This is a genomic window from Gluconobacter oxydans (genome assembly GCF_006539685.1).
GTDB lineage: Bacteria > Pseudomonadota > Alphaproteobacteria > Acetobacterales > Acetobacteraceae > Gluconobacter > Gluconobacter oxydans.
Genome location: NZ_BJNM01000025.1, coordinates 1 through 14,788, shown reverse-complemented (window position 1 = coordinate 14,788; position 14,788 = coordinate 1). Strand labels below are relative to the sequence as shown.

Sequence of the window (14,788 nt, the reverse complement as noted above, 5' to 3'; positions counted from 1 at the left end):
GTGGGGGATCGTGGTTGCATCGGCATTCTGGCAGGCTCAGGACCGCTTCCCGCGCAGGTCGCCGCAGCAGCCATCGCCAAGGGACGCAAGGTTTTTGTTATCGGGTTCCGGGATTTCGCCGATCGTGCGCTTCTCGAACCTTACCCGCACGAAATCATCCGTCTTGCCGCTGCCGGTGACATTCTCGGTGCCCTCAAACGGAACAACTGCCGCGAACTGGTGCTGATCGGGCCGGTGCGTCGTCCCGCCTGGCGTGACCTGCGTCCCGATGCGGAAGGCGCGCGTATTCTGGCCAGGCTGGGCCGCGCCATCTTCTCGGGCGATGACGGGCTGCTCGGAGCTGTCGTCCGTGTCCTCGGTGAGGAGGGCTTCCATGTCCGGGGCGCTCACGAGTTTCTCGAACATGCCACCGGCCGCTCCGGAACCCTCGGCCGCGTCCTTCCGGACGCCCAGGCCAAACAGGATATCGCCCGTGGGGTCGAGGTCCTGAAGGTGATGGCAGCTCTGGACATTGGTCAGGGGTGCGTTGTCCAGAACGGTCTCGTGCTGGCTGTGGAGGCTCTGGAAGGGACAGATGCGATGCTGGGGCGCTGTGGGCGGCTCATGCAGGCGGGAAGTGGCGGCGTTCTGGTGAAGATGCCCAAGACGGGGCAGGACCTTCGGGCGGATATGCCGACGATCGGGCCGGAGACGCTGGAGAATGCAGCCCGGAACGGATTGCGGGGCGTTGCGTTCCAGCCCGGAGTGACCCTCATGACGGACCCTGCTGGCTGTGTGAAGCTGGCGGATCGTTATGGGCTGTTTCTGTATGGGCTGACGCCGGAAGATCTGAAGGAGAAGTGATGAGCACGTTTCTGCATACGATGGTGAGAATCCGGGATATCGACCGGAGTCTGGCGTTCTACAAGCTGCTCGGGATGAAGGAACTTCGCCGCAAGGAAGTGCGCGAGGGACGTTATACGCTCGTTTTCATCGGATTCGATGACAACGAACACGGACAGGCCGAGATCGAGCTGACCTATAACTGGGACCAGGAAACCGACTATGAGGTCGGCACCGGTTTCGGGCATTTCGCAATTGGCGTGCCGGATGTGGCCGCTCTTGTGGAGACGGTCCGCAGCGGAGGCGGCAAGGTGACACGTGAGGCCGGTCCGCTGAAATTCGGGACGATCATCATTGCGTTCGTCGAGGATCCCGACGGCTACAAGATCGAGCTTATCGAGAAGAAGTAAAGTTTTTCAGCAGCTTCAGGGCATTTTCCAGCGCATCGACGATCGTCTTTGCGTTCTGCTGGACCGCCTTGTCCTTGTGCGTGCCGAGAATGTCGGCACAGAGCAGGGCAGGGGCGAGCGCGTTGCGCATGTCGTGGCGGAAGGTCGCGACGTCCTGGGGGGAGTTGCTGGCGGGGAGAGTATTGCTGGACTCGGGCATGGGCTGAAGTTCCTGTAGGTCTGGCATTGACATGAGGGGCCTGCGTGCTTACAAGCCCGGGTCTCAATCACCGGGCGTTTCGTGCGCCCGATCGACGCGGATGTCCAGCAGTTGAGGCGTCCGCCTGGTTTTTAAGGATCAACGTCATGAAGCGCACGTATCAACCCTCCAAGCTGGTTCGCAAGCGTCGTCACGGTTTCCGTACGCGTAGCGAAACCGTCGGCGGCCGCCGCGTACTGGCCAACCGTCGCTCCAAGGGCCGCAAGAAGCTCTCCGCCTGAGTTTGACCCGATCGGCACGATCCATACAACAGGCCACACTCCGCGCCGTTTGAAAAAACGGCCGCAGTTTCTGCGTGTGGCCGGGAAGGGGCGCAAGGTCGCCACTCCCGGTATGGTCGTGCAGATCCTGCCGGATGACACAGCGACCGAAACCCGCGTCGGTTTCACGGTCACGAAAAAAGTCGGTAATTCTGTCATCCGTAACCGCACCCGCCGTCGCCTCCGCGAGGCCCTGCGCCTTGTTGCGCGGGAAGACGGTCTGCCTTCTGGCGATTTCGTCCTCATCGGACGGGACAAGACCCGGGAGCGCGATTTTTCCCTTCTCAAGGATGATCTGCGTCAGGCCCTTCGCAAGGGGCTGGGCGTCAATTTCCGGGAAAGCCCCCGCGGGCCGTCTGGCAAAGGCCGGGACCAGGCGAAATGATCGCGTCCGTGATCAGGAAAGCCGTTACGGCCCTGATGCTGTCGCTCATCGACGCCTACAAGCTTTTCATCAGCCCGTTCATTGGCAGGAACTGCCGGTTCGATCCGACATGCAGCACCTATGCGCTGACGGTCATTCGTGAGCATGGGCCTGTACGTGGGGGATGGCTTGCACTGCGCAGGATCGGGCGCTGTCATCCCTGGTCAGAAGGGGGTGTGGACCTGCCTCCGAAGCCACACCGGCATTAAAAAAGCCCTCCGCCTATTGTTTTGAATGCGGTTTTCGGCCACTTGAGGCGCAAGCCCTATTCAGTGAGACGAAAGACCGGCATCCGCCCGATGGACACCAAACGCATTATTGCGGCCACACTTCTCTCGGCCCTTATCCTGATCGGTTTCGACTATTTCATGCCGAAGCCCCATCAGGACGATCCCCATCCCGTCACACATGCGCCTGCAGCACAGGTTCAGAACAGCGCGCCGACCACGGCTGCGCCACCTGCCGAGGCTGCTACTGAGACGCAGGCGACTGCGCGGCGCATTCCGGTGACGGGGCCGGACGTGCAGGGCTCCCTCAACCTGAAGGGCGCGGTGCTGGATGATCTGATCCTCATGAAATATCGCGAGACCCTGGCCAAGGACAGCCCGCTGGTGCGCCTGCTGGACAAGGCGGGGAGTGCGCATCCCACGTTCGTCGTGATCGGCTGGACGAATGCTCCGGGCTCCAATGCCCGCCTGCCGGATCTGAACACGGTCTGGGAGAGCTCCGACGAGACGCTGACGCCGGACCATCCGGTGACGCTGCACTGGGATAACGGTCAGGGGCTGGTGTTCTCCATCCAGATTGCACTGGACGAGCACTACATGTTCGCCGTGAGCCAGACGGTCGAGAACCATTCGGGTCAGCCGGTTGCTCTGGTGCCGTTTGAGCGTGTGCAGCGTGATTATGATGCGCCGGAAGGGGCTTTCACGGCGCATGAAGGTCCGATCGCCGTCATTGGTGGCCGGATGCAGGATGAGAGCTACAAGAACCTGCGCAAGGGGGCTGACCATCCGGATCACGTGTCCTGGTCGTCCACGGGTACGAATGGCTGGGATGGCATCAGCGACAAGTTCTGGCTGACGGCTGTGGCTCCCGCTGACGGAACGCCGGTTGCAGCGAGCTTTGCTTACGTGCCGGGAACGCCGGGGTCGTATCAGGTGGGGATGTCCACCCAGAACGCCCAGCAGATCATGCCGAACGGGTCCATCACCGAGAAGAGCCATGTCTTTGCAGGTGCGAAGGTTGTCAGCCTGCTTCAGGGTTACAGCAAGCAGCTCGGTATTCCCGATCTGGACAAGGCGATCGACTTCGGCTGGTTCAGCTTCCTGACCCGTCCGCTGCTGACGCTGCTGCACTGGCTGTATCTGCATCTGGGCAATTTCGGCCTGGCGCTGATGGCGCTGACGCTGATCGTCAAGATCGTTCTCTTCCCGCTGGCCTCCAAGGCTGCCCAGTCCTCGGCACGGATGCGTCTGCTGGCGCCGAAGGTCAAGGAGATCCGCGAGAAGAACAAGGACGATCCGATGGCCATGAACCAGAAGGTCATGGCGCTGTATCGTGAAGAGAAGGTGAGCCCGGCGAGCGGCTGTCTGCCGATGCTGATCCAGGCGCCGATCTTCTTCTGTTTGTACAAGATCCTGAACATCAGCATCGATGCGCGTCATGCGCCGTTCTTCGGCTGGATCCATGATCTGTCGATGCCGGACCCGACGAACGTGTTCAACCTGTTCGGACTACTGCCGTTCGATCCGACGCATTACTCCTCGTTCCTGCATGTCAGCATCTGGGGTACGGCGCTTGGCCTGACGTTCTGGCTGCTGCAGCGCCAGACCAGCTCGACGGCGAGCCTTGATCCGGCACAGGCGCGGATGATGCAGTTCATGCCGCTGGTCTATGTGTTCTTCATGTCCGGCTTCCCGGCCAGTCTTCTGGTCTATTACACCTGGAACAACCTGCTGACGGTTGCGCAGCAGATGTTCATCCAGCGCCGGACGGGTCTGCCCGTTCCGGTGTCACGGACCTGAGGCCCGGCAGAGGCATGATGAAAGAAATCCCGGGGCCTCCGACCGAGGCCCAGATCGAGGACGGACGGCTTCTGTTCGCGGGAGAATGTGAGTTCTTCTTCGGCTCGCAGAAGATCGACCAGCTTCCGCCTGTCGGCCGGCCGGAAGTGGCGTTTGCCGGCCGGTCCAATGTCGGCAAGTCGAGCATCATCAATGCGCTGACGGGGCGTCGTGCGCTGGCGCGGGCGTCCTCCGAGCCGGGACGGACCAAGCAGCTCAACTTCTTCAATCTGGCTGACCGGCTGTCTCTCGTGGACATGCCGGGCTACGGGTTCGCCAAGGCAGCGAAGTCGGTCAAGGAAGACTGGCAGGACATGATGTTCGCCTATCTCCGGGGTCGGACGACGCTGGAGCGGGTCATCCTGCTTCTGGACGCACGGATCGAGCTCAAGGCGTCGGACAAGGATGTCATGGAGCTGCTGGACCGCGCGGCCGTGGTGTTCCAGATCGTGCTGACAAAATGCGACCAGGTGAAGCCGAAAGCGCTGGCGGCGAAAATTGCGGAAGTCGAGGCGCTTGCGCTCAAGCATGCCGCCGCCTATCCGCGCATCATTGCGACCAGCAGCGAGACCGGTTTCGGGATCGAGGATCTGCGGGCAGAAATTGCCCGTTTTGCCGTGCCACTCCAGACGTCAGGGGAAGGACAGTCCGGATCATGACCAGTAAGACCCCCATTGAAAGCAACAGCCGGACGCACAGCGACAAGCTGCCGGACGTGGCGTCTGTCGTGAATGCGGAGGAAGCGCAGCAGCAGGCTGCCATTCTGTCCAGCGCACTGCCGTTCCTGCGGCGCTATGCCGGGGACACGATTGTCGTCAAATATGGTGGTCATGCCATGGGCGAGGGCAAGCTGGCGCATGCCTTTGGCTATGACATTTCCCTGCTCAAGCTGGTCGGGATCAATCCGATCGTAGTGCACGGCGGTGGGCCGCAGATCAGCGCCATGCTGGACCGGCTGAAGATCCGCTCCGAGTTCATCGACGGGCTGCGTGTGACGGACAAGTCCATGGTCGATGTGATCGAGATGGTCCTGTCCGGCAGCGTCAACAAGCAGGTGACGCAGCTGATCAACCGGGCCGGAGCACTGGCCGTCGGCATTTCCGGCAAGGATGGCGGTCTGATCCAGGCACGTCGTCTGACGCGTACCAAGCGTGATCCGGACAGTGAGATCGAGAAGGTCATCGATCTGGGATTTGTCGGACAGCCGGAAAAGATCGATCCGCGGGTCCTGTATGCGCTGCTCGGCGCGGGGCTGATCCCCGTGATCGCCCCTGTGGGCGTCGGCGAGGACGGCGAGACCTACAACATCAACGCTGACACTGCGGCTGGCGCGATTGCCGGCGCAGTCCATGCCTCGCGTCTGCTGATGCTGACGGATGTTCCGGGCGTTCTGGACGAGAACGGCAAGCTCATCGAAGAGCTGAGCGCGGACGAGGCCATGCGTCGGATTGCGGACGGGTCGATTTCGGGCGGCATGATCCCCAAGGTCGAGACCTGCCTCGAGGCAGTCCGCAAGGGGGCGAAAGCCGCCGTTATTCTGGACGGACGCGTGCCGCACAGCTGCCTTCTGGAGCTGTTCACACGGGCGGGACCGGGAACGCTTATCAAGGCGTAACCAACTGGTAGCAGGACTGGACCGGGATTATGGCGCTTCGTGTGAGAAGCGCCATTTTCTGTTTTCAGCCACCCCTTCCTGAAGGGCCTGCATGCCACGTTCGAGCAGGCTTTCGGGGGTTTCCTCGGCATTGGCTTCGCGGGAGACAAGCCCCAGCTGAAGCGGCAGGTGGACCGGCGGATCGATCAGGATGGGAATGCCATGGGCCGTCATGCGCTCGGCGCGTTCGGCTGCGGCGAAGCGGTCCCCCCCATCCATCCAGAGCCCGAACGTATTGTTGCTGATCCGGCCGATGGCATCTGTGGGACGAATGGCTTTTCGCAGAAGAGCCACACACTGACGCAGAGCTTCCTCGCCAGCCTCAAAGCCCCGGGTCTTTGAAAGCTCTGTCAGGCCGGGCACGCGGGCGATGATCAGGGTTGCGGCCATCGCCTCCTGATCCAGCCGGCGGCTGCGGCGCTCGATTTCCGATTTCAGGCCATTCCAGTTCAGAAGGTTCGACGCGATGTCGTAGTCGGAATCCGTCAGGATCCGGCGGTGGATGCTGTCCAGTTCCCAGAATCCGGCCAGCAGGGAGCAGACCGTCTCGCAGAGCTGCTGGTCCTGCGCAGACCAGGGCTCGGAGCGCCAGACAACGAGGCAGAGCTGTCTGAGGCTGCGGATGTTTTCGCGACAGATCATGACATGGCTGCTGCCGGTCCTGAACAGCTCCGTGCCAGCCTGGGGCGCGGGCGTCGACAGGACGGACTGGATGTCCGCAGGCAGGGTGGATGATGTGAAAAGAAAGGTTTTCGCAGCCGCGGTGTCGAGCAATGCGCCTTCTGCAGCTAGGGGGGCGAGCAGGGCGTCCATTGCTGCGGCAGAGGCCAGTCTGGGAACGATGGCCTTGCGGAGCGCGGTGGTGATGGCGGCAAGGATCGTGATCCCGGCGGTGTCGGAATGGCCACCCGTGACATGAGCGGTATCGGGCTGGGGAGCAGAATCGCTTTCGGCCGGGGGCGCAATGACGGCAGTGGTTCCGGGCAGCATCTGTGAGACCGCCTTGAGGGTGCCGCGTGTTCCGGTGATCCGGTCTTCGCTGTCCTGGAATGGGCATGAGGAGAGGATGACGGTCAGGGGCTCGTCCTGCGGGGTCGTGATCTGGACAGGCGTACCGGTATGGGTCTGAAGGACGTTCACGGTGTCGCACAGCGCGCTGAACGGGCGGCCGATCAGGGGCGTCGTGGGCTGTCCAAGCCATGTTTCGGGGGAAATCAGGATGATCCGGCCCCGGCTGTCGGTTTCGAAGACCAGATCCACCGCCTGATAGAGCAGGGAGCGCCAGCGTTCGCGGCTTTCGAGAGTTGACGCCAGCATGTTCCGCAGGTCCTGCGGGGTCCTGTCCGGGGACGGATTGTTCATGAACTGGGAGAACAAGGAACGCAGATCAGGCAAGGGTGACATATCCCGCAGAGAGCTCTCGGTCGGGCCAGTCAGTCAAAGCCCCCGGTTTTCATAAGCGTGATTGGTTAAGAAGTCATTAACCATGCTGGAGCACGGGCAGAGCGGCCGTCAGGAGTAAAGATCCGTTGACATGAAACCCCTGGAACCGCATGGTCCGGCGGATTTCTGCTTCTTTTTTTACCGGACCGACCTGATGCCGAATGCACCCCTTCGTACCGCCATTGAAGCTCTGTGGGAGCGTCGTGCGACGCTCAGCGCCCGTACGGAAGGCGAAGACCGCGATGTTGTGGAAAAAGTCCTGTCCGCGCTGGATGCCGGGACGCTGCGTGTCGCCGAGCCGTTCGCAGATGGCTGGACTGTTCATGAATGGCTGAAGAAGGCGGTTCTGCTGTCGTTCCGTCTGAATGACAGCCGGGTCATGGAGCGCGGTTGCGGTGGTGAGCCGGCATTCGACAAGGTTCCGCTGAAGTTCGATGGCTGGGATCAGTTCCGTTTTGCCGAGGCCGGTTTCCGGGCGGTTCCAGGTGCGATCGTGCGTCGCTCCGCGTTCATTGCGCCGAATGTGGTGCTGATGCCGAGCTTCGTGAATGTCGGCGCGCGTGTCGACAGCGGCACGATGATCGATACCTGGGCGACGGTCGGGTCCTGCGCCCAGATTGGCAAGAACTGCCATATCAGCGGTGGTGCGGGCATTGGTGGCGTTCTGGAGCCGCTGCAGGCTGCGCCGGTAATCATTGAAGACGACTGCTTCATCGGGGCGCGTTCGGAAGTGGCCGAGGGCGTGATCGTCGAGAAGGGCTCCGTTCTGTCGATGGGCGTGTTCCTGGGCGCTTCCACCAAGATCGTGGACCGTGCGACGGGCGAAATCTTCATGGGCCGTGTTCCGGCCTATTCCGTCGTCGTGCCGGGCACGCTGCCGCCGAAGGAGCCGGGTATGCCGTCGCTGGCCTGTGCGGTGATCGTCAAGCGTGTGGACGAGCGGACGCGCTCCAAGACCTCCATCAACGATCTTCTGCGCGACTGATCCTGTGACGGGGTCAACCTTTCCGACGGATCCCGTGGCGCTGGCCCGGGATCTGCTGCGCTGTCAGTCGGTCACGCCTGCCGATGGAGGGGCTCAGGCGCTTCTGGCAGGTGTGCTGGAAGGGATGGGGTTCGAGACGTTCCATCTTCCTTTCGGGCCTGCTGACGCGCCGACGCCCAATCTTTATGCCCGGCTGGGGAAAGGGCATCCCGCGCTCTGCTTTGCAGGGCATACGGATGTCGTGCCGCCGGGTGAAGGCTGGGCGCATGATCCGTTTGCGGCGGTTATCGAGGGTGACCGGCTTTATGGACGCGGGATCGCGGACATGAAGGGCGGGGTAGCCTGTTTCGTGGCAGCCGTTGCGCGGCGTCTGGAACAGGGGCCGCTGAAGGGTTCCGTCTCGCTGCTGATTACGGGAGACGAGGAAGGTCCGGCGCATTTCGGGACGAAGCCGGTCATTGAATGGCTGGCGGAACGGGGTGAACTGCCGGATTTCTGCGTTCTGGGCGAGCCTACGAATCCCCAGGCACTGGGGGATGTCATCAAGATCGGCCGTCGGGGCAGCATGAATGCTGTCGTGACCGTGCACGGGACGCAGGGGCATGTGGCCTATCCGCATCTGGCGGATAATCCGGTCCATCGTCTTCTGGCAGCGTTTTCCGAACTGACGGCGCGGGAACTGGATGCGGGGAGTGAGTGGTTCGATCCGTCGTCCCTTCAGGTCACGAGCATCGATGTCGGGAACGGGGCGACCAATATCATTCCGGGAAGTGCTGTCGGCCGGCTGAATATCCGGTTCAATGATCTGCACACCGGGGCCGCTCTGACGGCGTGGATCGAGGATGTGGTGCGGCGTCACGCGCCTCAGGCGGACGTACAGGTGTCCATCAGCGGCGAGGCGTTTCTGACACAACCGGGGGATGCGGTAACGTGTCTGTCCGAGGCTGTACGCAGTGTCACGGGACGGACGCCCCGGCTCGATACCGGTGGCGGGACGTCGGATGCGCGGTTTATTTCGCAATACTGCGAGGTGGCGGAGTTCGGCCTTGTCGGCGCGACCATGCACAAGCGTGACGAAAACGTGGAGCTTGGGACGCTGGAGGATCTGACACGGATTTATCTCGCGTTCATGGAAGGATACGGGCTGTGACTCCCCGACGGCCGGGTCCGTTCCCACCCATCGGGAACATGGCCATTCCTCTGGGCGTGTGGCTTCTGGGGCGGGGGCGGTCCGAAGGGATCAACTGTTTCGCACCCGGAGCGGGAGCCCTGTTCGCGGCTCTGGCGCCCACGGTTGCGCTGGCGGTTATTGGTGTGTGGATGGCGTTCATGCTCCCGCCTGCCGAACGGATCATGGGGCTGGTGCGGGCTGTGGTGCCGCTGGTCTGCACACTGTTGCAGCTTGTGGTGTCGGAGCTTTATGCGGGTGCCCTGAGCCGTAAGGGTCTGTGGACGCGTTATGCCACGGCATCGCTGTGGTGCGGATGGCTGCCACTGGCCATGCTGATCATGGCCCAGGGCGTGCTGCATCTCGTGCTGCCGGGGGCTGCGGCGTCCAGCCAGGCGTTGGGCGGCCTCGCTTTCGGGGCACAGCTCTATACGCTGTGGTTGACCTGGTATGTGACGAAGGTCGGGCTTGTGACGACCGGCTGGCAGGCTTTTGTCATGACAGTCCTGCAGACCCTGCCGGTGGGGGGGCTGCTCTGGGTCCTGTGGCTTCTGCCGCCGCATTACAATGCGGTTGTCGATCTGCTCGGGTTGTCGTCCTAGGAGCGGTTGAAAGGATCGTCGGGATAGCCGACATCCATCAGGCAGAGCCCCTCGGGAGGGGCTGTCTGTCCGGCCGCGCAGCGGTCTTTTGCTTCCAGAATTTCAATGATCTTTTCGACCGGCCACTGACGTGAGCCGATCATCATCAGGGTGCCGGCCATGTTGCGGACCTGATGGTGCAGGAAGGAGCGCGCCTTCGTGTCGATCATGACCAGTTCGCCATCGCGGTGGATATTCAGGACGTCCAGCGTGCGGATGGGGCTTCTGGCCTGACAGGCGACGGCGCGAAAGGATGTGAAGTCATGCGGGCCGAGGAGATGGTTCGCGGCCTGCTGCATGAGGTCTACGTCCAGCGGGCGCTTGATATGCCAGACGCGGTTTTCCATCAGCCCCGGACGGGCAGGGCGGTTGAGGATGGTGTAACGGTAGCTGCGCCAGGTCGCGGAGAAACGCGCGTTCCATTCCGGGCCTACTTTCGCTGTTTCCAGCACGACGACGCGGTGGGGTTTGAGGTGGTATCCCATGCCGTCTCGGATCTGCCGGGCGTCGATCGGGGCGTCATCCGGGAAATCAAGATGGATGACCATACCTGCCGCATGCACGCCGGCATCCGTGCGGCCAGCGGTGATGCTGGGAACGGGGCGGTTGCGAACCAGTTTCGAAGCGGCGGCTTCGATCAGGCCCTGAATGGAGGTGCCGTCGTTCTGCTTTTGCCAGCCGAGATAGCCGGTGCCGTCATATTCGATGCGCAGGGCCCAGCGGTTCAGACCCGTGGGCTCGGCGGCGGGTTCAGCGAGAGGCTCCGCAGCCTGCGTGTCAGACAAGGCGGGTGCCTTTCGGCACGGGCTGGCCGCGCAGAAAGTCGGAAGCGGACATCATGCTGCGGCCGGGTTTCTGCAGGCGGTCGATGCGCAGGGCACCAGTGCCGCAGGCGATGGTGAGGCTTTCGCCGAGCGTGGTGCCGGGGGCAGCGCTATGGCTCTCTGCAGGGAGCGGGGTGGCTGCGCCGATCTTGAGGACGACATCGTCGAGCGTGGTGAACGCGCCGGGCCAGGGCGTCAGGCCACGGATCTGGCGGTCGATCTCGGCGGCGCTGCGCGTCCAGTCGATACGGCCGTGATCGCGGGTCAGGCGCTCGGCATAGGTGACGCCGTCTTCGGGCTGCGGCACAGGTTTCGGCTGTTCGGCGAGCGCACGGACGACCAGACGGCCACCGATTTCGGACAGGCGGTCATGCAGCGTGCTGGCAGTGTCGGTCGCGCTGATAGGGGTGGCTTCTTCCAGCAGGACCGCGCCGGTGTCGAGGCCCTCATCCATCTGCATGATGGAAACACCGCTCTGGCTGTCGCCTGCGACGATGGCGGACTGGATGGGCGACGCGCCACGCCAGCGGGGCAGGAGGCTCGCATGGATGTTCAGGCAGCCCAGACGCGGGGCGTCCAGCATCGCTTTTGGCAGGATGAGGCCATAGGCGGCGACCACGGCGGCGTCGGCATTCAGGGCGGCGAAAGCCTCGTGTTCGGCTGTGTCGCGGCGGACGCGTGCGGGCGTGCGCACCTCGATCCCGGCGGCTTCGGCGGCTTCATGGACCGGCGAGCGGCGAAGCGCCTTGCCGCGTCCTGCCGGGCGGGGCGGCTGCGTGTAGACCGCGACCACCTCGTGACCGGCGTCGAGCAGGGCGTGCAGCGCCGGGACCGAAAAGTCCGGCGTTCCCATGAAGATCAGCCGCATCGGGGATCAGTGCCTTCTGAGTTTCTGCTCTTTGGCCAGGCGGCGCATGATCATGTTGCGCTTGAGCGTCGAGAGGTGGTCGACGAACAGGATGCCGTCGAGATGGTCCATCTCGTGCTGGATGCAGGTGGCGAGCAGGCCGGATGCATCGCGCTCGATCGTTTCGCCCGCAAGGTTGCGGTAGCGCACGCGGATCGATTCGGGGCGGACGACTTCGGCATACTGGTTCGGCAGGGAGAGGCAGCCTTCCTCACGCGCGGCGAGCTGATCGGAATCAGAAATGATTTCCGGGTTGATCAGCAGCATGGGTTCACGCGGGGCGTCTTCCTCGGCCACGTCCACCAGGGCGAAGCGCATGCCCAGACCGACCTGCGGGGCGGCGAGGCCGATGCCCGGGGCCTTGTACATGGCGGAAAACATGCCCGGAAGCTGTTCGCGGATGAAGGCAATGTCCTCGGGGCGCACGTCGCGGGTGACCTCCCGCAGCACGGGCTGGGGGGCGATCAGGATCGGGGTGGGCGGCACATCGTCGATGCCGGACAGGAAATCGAATTCGCTCATGTCCTGCGATGTAGCGAGCGCGGGCGCCAAATGCCAGTGCAAGATCAGGTTTGAGTGCAGGTTTTGCGTTGTGTCCTGTAAGGGTAGAGCTTGCATCCGTGCGGGTGGACACCATATCGTGGGGTCAGCCGGTTGCCGCATGATGGGACCGGCCCTGTTTATGTCTCGCTCATGGAGGAGGCTTTAGCCCTATGTCCGGTCGCCTGTTCACGTCCCCGATGTTCCTCGGTTTCGATCACCTCGAGCAGATGCTTGAGCGTGCTGCCAAATCGACGTCTGACGGGTATCCGCCCTATAATATCGAGCAGCTCAGCGCCACGGCCCTGCGGATTACGCTGGCTGTCGCGGGCTTCGTGATGGACGATCTGCAGATCACGCAGGAAGACAACCAGCTCGTGATCCGCGGACGTCAGGCGGATGATAGCCAGGGACGCATCTTCCTGCATCGCGGCATTGCGGCGCGGCAGTTCCACAAGGCGTTCGTACTGGCCGAAGGCATCGAAATCGGTGGCGCCTGGCTTGATAACGGGTTGCTGCATATCGATCTCCTGCGTCCGGAGCCGGAAGTGCGCGTCAAGCGGATTGCCATTTTGCAGGGACGGCGCAGCCCCGCACCAGGGCCGACGGTCCATCATGAAGTGGTGCCCCCTGTCGTGAAGACGCGGCGTACGACGCGGCCGGCCCGCGATATCGACGACGAATAGGTCCGCCCGCGCCTCTGCCGGCCACATTTTCTACAGACTGAACCCCAGGGCCAGGCGGTATGAACCGCCGTGGCTTCAGAAGGAACCTGACTTGAACAATCCCTTCGAAAACGGTGATCGTTCGGACGACAAACTCCCCGCGGATCTGCGGCGCATCACGGGGCCGCAGCTCCTGACGCTGGGCATGTCCCACCTCGCCTATGTCAAATCCGTCATGCATGACGGGGAACTGGTTGTGGCCATCCATGCCGCCGACGGCACGCCCATGGCGGTCGCGGAAGACGAGGAAAGCGCACTCGATGCGATCCTCGAGCATGAGATGATCCCGACCCTGCTTCAGTAAATCCAGCCAGAAAGTCCACGCCTGTGAGCAAGAACGCCGATATTACCCGTCATCTCGAAGAAGAGCGCCTTGCGGGCGTGGTGGTCCATAACGGGCTGGCCTATCTGGCCGGTCAGGTGGCAGATGATGCCAGTCTCGATACAGAAGGGCAGACGGTCGACATCCTGCGCCAGATCGATGCGCTTCTGGCCTCTCTGGGGACGGACAAGAGCCGGATCCTGTCGGTGCAGATTTTCCTGACGGATATCGGAGAGATCGGAGCAATGAACCGGGCCTGGGACGCCTGGCTGGATACGGCAAACAAGCCGGCCCGGGCCACCGTCGAGGCGAAGCTGGCTGTACCGGAGTGGCGCGTTGAGATGACGGCTATTGCCGCGCTGAAGTAGGTTTTTATGAATAAAAAGGCCGTCTTTCCGTTAGGAAAAACGGCCTTTCCATAAAAAGTGGAGTATGATTAAATTCTTATTCGCTGCATAAATAAGAGGCTATTATTTAGTCGGGTTTCCAAAAAAAATCTTTAACAGGTATTTATTGATTTTGGATATTATCTATCGGCAAGTCTCCGTAACGGTTCTTCGTACTCGCCAATTAGTATATTTAATGGATCAGCATCTTTGAAAAAGACTTGAGCATCATATCCATTATCGGCAGTTAGCCCCGTTGTTTTTCTGACTGTTGATATGGCATTGCGTGTTACTTCATTTTTCCAGCCAGGGAAACCTATCTGGGATACTTTATTTTCTCCATTGTAAACGTCGATATAATTTCTATGGGGATTTCTTAAGGAACACCCATGGTTAGATAGAATTCCTTGGAGTTCATTAAATGTTATAACATAGTATATTCTTGCATCCTTTTTTCGAAACATTGATTTGAATTTTGGGGATATTTCATCTATCCGCATGTGCCGATTATTCTTTGAGTGAAATTCGGCAATTTCTACGGTAAAGTCTTCGACTACCTGTATATCTACTGAAGGGACGTATCCATTTTCTAACATAAAAAAACTGAGCTTAGAAAAGCCGTTCTTTTATTGGCATCATGGAATGGGTGGTCATTTACCAAACCAAAAATTAACGAAGATGCAATTTCCCACATATCGTCATATACGTACATTCCGCCAACAGAAGTTAATTGCCTCGCGACGGCAGAAGATAATAATCCAAAATCCTTTGGACCAAATCCTCCCATTCCTTCTCCTTTCTTTAAGAAATGGTTTCCTATTAAATAATGAGCATCTAAGACATCTTCGCAACTTAAAAAAGGCCGATCCCCATCATAGGGGATTTCAGATATATTTTTTAAATAATGAATGTAATTATCGTACAATTCTGGGGCCAGATCGGATTTTTCTAA

Annotated in this window: 21 protein-coding genes; 14 read left to right on the top strand and 7 right to left on the bottom strand. The window is 61.1% G+C overall.

The window, feature by feature from the left end; all coding sequences use genetic code 11:
• Together GOX01_RS10105 and gloA are read left to right on the top strand one after the other, a co-directional pair.
• The gene (locus GOX01_RS10105; RefSeq protein ID WP_131973787.1) at positions 1 to 843 is read left to right on the top strand and encodes an LpxI family protein; all 843 of its coding nucleotides are present in this window, start codon (positions 1 to 3) and stop codon (positions 841 to 843) included.
• Entirely contained in the window at positions 843 to 1,232 is a 390-nt protein-coding gene (gloA, locus tag GOX01_RS10100) for a lactoylglutathione lyase (protein ID WP_011253344.1), read from the top strand. The genes GOX01_RS10105 and gloA overlap by 1 nt, the downstream gene beginning before the upstream one ends.
• Here gloA and GOX01_RS10095 read toward each other — a convergent pair.
• Positions 1,216 to 1,431, bottom strand: a complete 216-nt coding sequence (locus GOX01_RS10095; RefSeq protein ID WP_226986562.1) for a hypothetical protein — start codon at positions 1,429 to 1,431, stop codon at positions 1,216 to 1,218. The genes gloA and GOX01_RS10095 overlap by 17 nt on opposite strands.
• Positions 1,432 to 1,577: 146 nt before the next feature.
• Here GOX01_RS10095 and rpmH point away from each other — a divergent pair, with 146 nt between their 5' ends.
• The 6 genes from rpmH (at position 1,578) to argB (ending at position 5,856) form a co-directional block, all read left to right on the top strand.
• Positions 1,578 to 1,712, top strand: coding sequence for a 50S ribosomal protein L34 (rpmH, locus tag GOX01_RS10090; protein WP_011253345.1), 135 nt, complete (start codon positions 1,578 to 1,580; stop codon positions 1,710 to 1,712).
• A gap of 49 nt (positions 1,713 to 1,761) precedes the next feature.
• Positions 1,762 to 2,136 (top strand): ribonuclease P protein component, encoded by a 375-nt coding sequence (gene rnpA, locus GOX01_RS10085; protein ID WP_011253346.1) that lies wholly within the window; start codon positions 1,762 to 1,764, stop codon positions 2,134 to 2,136.
• Entirely contained in the window at positions 2,133 to 2,384 is a 252-nt protein-coding gene (gene yidD / locus GOX01_RS10080) for a membrane protein insertion efficiency factor YidD (RefSeq protein WP_034953791.1), read from the top strand. The genes rnpA and yidD overlap by 4 nt, the downstream gene beginning before the upstream one ends.
• A 90-nt stretch (positions 2,385 to 2,474) precedes the next feature.
• Positions 2,475 to 4,202, top strand: a complete 1,728-nt coding sequence (yidC, locus tag GOX01_RS10075; RefSeq protein WP_011253347.1) for a membrane protein insertase YidC — start codon at positions 2,475 to 2,477, stop codon at positions 4,200 to 4,202.
• Between the two features lie 17 nt (positions 4,203 to 4,219).
• Positions 4,220 to 4,900, top strand: coding sequence for a ribosome biogenesis GTP-binding protein YihA/YsxC (gene yihA, locus GOX01_RS10070; RefSeq protein ID WP_024716842.1), 681 nt, complete (start codon positions 4,220 to 4,222; stop codon positions 4,898 to 4,900).
• On the top strand, positions 4,897 to 5,856 hold the full coding sequence (gene argB, locus GOX01_RS10065; RefSeq protein WP_011253349.1) for an acetylglutamate kinase: 960 nt from the start codon (positions 4,897 to 4,899) through the stop codon (positions 5,854 to 5,856). Before yihA ends, argB begins: the two co-directional genes overlap by 4 nt.
• A gap of 27 nt (positions 5,857 to 5,883) precedes the next feature.
• On the opposite strand, the gene GOX01_RS10060 is transcribed toward argB, so the two are convergent.
• A complete protein-coding gene (locus tag GOX01_RS10060) occupies positions 5,884 to 7,212 on the bottom strand; it encodes a GGDEF domain-containing protein (protein ID WP_034953827.1) in 1,329 nt (442 codons plus the stop codon).
• A gap of 280 nt (positions 7,213 to 7,492) precedes the next feature.
• Between GOX01_RS10060 and dapD the strand changes: the two genes are divergently transcribed.
• The 3 genes from dapD to GOX01_RS10045 are packed head-to-tail and all read left to right on the top strand — an operon-like array spanning position 7,493 to position 10,093.
• A complete protein-coding gene (gene dapD / locus GOX01_RS10055) occupies positions 7,493 to 8,323 on the top strand; it encodes a 2,3,4,5-tetrahydropyridine-2,6-dicarboxylate N-succinyltransferase (protein ID WP_011253351.1) in 831 nt (276 codons plus the stop codon).
• 4 nt (positions 8,324 to 8,327) lie between these two features.
• Positions 8,328 to 9,473, top strand: coding sequence for a succinyl-diaminopimelate desuccinylase (dapE, locus tag GOX01_RS10050; protein ID WP_024716845.1), 1,146 nt, complete (start codon positions 8,328 to 8,330; stop codon positions 9,471 to 9,473).
• Positions 9,474 to 9,511: 38 nt separating this feature from the next.
• On the top strand, positions 9,512 to 10,093 hold the full coding sequence (locus tag GOX01_RS10045) for a hypothetical protein (protein ID WP_155720925.1): 582 nt from the start codon (positions 9,512 to 9,514) through the stop codon (positions 10,091 to 10,093).
• On the opposite strand, the gene truA is transcribed toward GOX01_RS10045, so the two are convergent.
• From truA to def, 3 genes are read right to left on the bottom strand one after another with little or no spacing between them, the layout of a single operon-like run.
• Positions 10,090 to 10,917, bottom strand: coding sequence for a tRNA pseudouridine(38-40) synthase TruA (gene truA / locus GOX01_RS10040; protein WP_011253354.1), 828 nt, complete (start codon positions 10,915 to 10,917; stop codon positions 10,090 to 10,092). The genes GOX01_RS10045 and truA overlap by 4 nt on opposite strands.
• On the bottom strand, positions 10,910 to 11,824 hold the full coding sequence (gene fmt / locus GOX01_RS10035; protein ID WP_011253355.1) for a methionyl-tRNA formyltransferase: 915 nt from the start codon (positions 11,822 to 11,824) through the stop codon (positions 10,910 to 10,912). The genes truA and fmt overlap by 8 nt, the downstream gene beginning before the upstream one ends.
• Before the next feature lie 6 nt (positions 11,825 to 11,830).
• Positions 11,831 to 12,385: a peptide deformylase gene (gene def, locus GOX01_RS10030; protein WP_011253356.1), complete on the bottom strand. Its 555-nt coding sequence runs from the start codon at positions 12,383 to 12,385 to the stop codon at positions 11,831 to 11,833.
• 191 nt (positions 12,386 to 12,576) lie between these two features.
• Between def and GOX01_RS10025 the strand changes: the two genes are divergently transcribed.
• The 3 genes from GOX01_RS10025 to GOX01_RS10015 all read left to right on the top strand — a co-directional run bounded on the left by GOX01_RS10025 (position 12,577) and on the right by GOX01_RS10015 (position 13,818).
• Positions 12,577 to 13,089 carry an Hsp20 family protein gene (locus GOX01_RS10025; protein WP_011253357.1) on the top strand — a complete coding sequence of 171 codons (513 nt, stop codon included), beginning with the start codon at positions 12,577 to 12,579 and terminating at the stop codon, positions 13,087 to 13,089.
• A gap of 91 nt (positions 13,090 to 13,180) precedes the next feature.
• On the top strand, positions 13,181 to 13,432 hold the full coding sequence (locus tag GOX01_RS10020) for a DUF1150 family protein (RefSeq protein ID WP_011253358.1): 252 nt from the start codon (positions 13,181 to 13,183) through the stop codon (positions 13,430 to 13,432).
• Positions 13,433 to 13,455: 23 nt separating this feature from the next.
• The gene (locus GOX01_RS10015; RefSeq protein ID WP_011253359.1) at positions 13,456 to 13,818 is read left to right on the top strand and encodes a RidA family protein; all 363 of its coding nucleotides are present in this window, start codon (positions 13,456 to 13,458) and stop codon (positions 13,816 to 13,818) included.
• Positions 13,819 to 13,976: 158 nt separating this feature from the next.
• Here GOX01_RS10015 and GOX01_RS10010 read toward each other — a convergent pair whose 3' ends face one another.
• Positions 13,977 to 14,432: a hypothetical protein gene (locus tag GOX01_RS10010; RefSeq protein WP_131973786.1), complete on the bottom strand. Its 456-nt coding sequence runs from the start codon at positions 14,430 to 14,432 to the stop codon at positions 13,977 to 13,979.
• Positions 14,426 to 14,788, bottom strand: a 363-nt coding sequence (locus GOX01_RS10005) for a type II toxin-antitoxin system death-on-curing family toxin (protein WP_174787487.1), incomplete at its 5' end; no start/stop codon positions are given. The genes GOX01_RS10005 and GOX01_RS10010, both read right to left, overlap by 7 nt.

Coding starts and splice junctions, on each gene's coding strand:
- gloA (WP_011253344.1), top strand. CDS start 843: ATGAGCACGTTTCTGCATACGATGGTGAGAATCCGGGATATCGACCGG.
- GOX01_RS10095 (WP_226986562.1), bottom strand. CDS start 1,431: ATGCCCGAGTCCAGCAATACTCTCCCCGCCAGCAACTCCCCCCAGGAC.
- rpmH (WP_011253345.1), top strand. CDS start 1,578: ATGAAGCGCACGTATCAACCCTCCAAGCTGGTTCGCAAGCGTCGTCAC.
- yidD (WP_034953791.1), top strand. CDS start 2,133: ATGATCGCGTCCGTGATCAGGAAAGCCGTTACGGCCCTGATGCTGTCG.
- yidC (WP_011253347.1), top strand. CDS start 2,475: ATGGACACCAAACGCATTATTGCGGCCACACTTCTCTCGGCCCTTATC.
- yihA (WP_024716842.1), top strand. CDS start 4,220: ATGAAAGAAATCCCGGGGCCTCCGACCGAGGCCCAGATCGAGGACGGA.
- argB (WP_011253349.1), top strand. CDS start 4,897: ATGACCAGTAAGACCCCCATTGAAAGCAACAGCCGGACGCACAGCGAC.
- GOX01_RS10060 (WP_034953827.1), bottom strand. CDS start 7,212: ATGCTGGCGTCAACTCTCGAAAGCCGCGAACGCTGGCGCTCCCTGCTC.
- dapD (WP_011253351.1), top strand. CDS start 7,493: ATGCCGAATGCACCCCTTCGTACCGCCATTGAAGCTCTGTGGGAGCGT.
- GOX01_RS10045 (WP_155720925.1), top strand. CDS start 9,512: ATGGCCATTCCTCTGGGCGTGTGGCTTCTGGGGCGGGGGCGGTCCGAA.
- fmt (WP_011253355.1), bottom strand. CDS start 11,824: ATGCGGCTGATCTTCATGGGAACGCCGGACTTTTCGGTCCCGGCGCTG.
- def (WP_011253356.1), bottom strand. CDS start 12,385: ATGAGCGAATTCGATTTCCTGTCCGGCATCGACGATGTGCCGCCCACC.
- GOX01_RS10025 (WP_011253357.1), top strand. CDS start 12,577: ATGTCCGGTCGCCTGTTCACGTCCCCGATGTTCCTCGGTTTCGATCAC.
- GOX01_RS10010 (WP_131973786.1), bottom strand. CDS start 14,432: ATGTTAGAAAATGGATACGTCCCTTCAGTAGATATACAGGTAGTCGAA.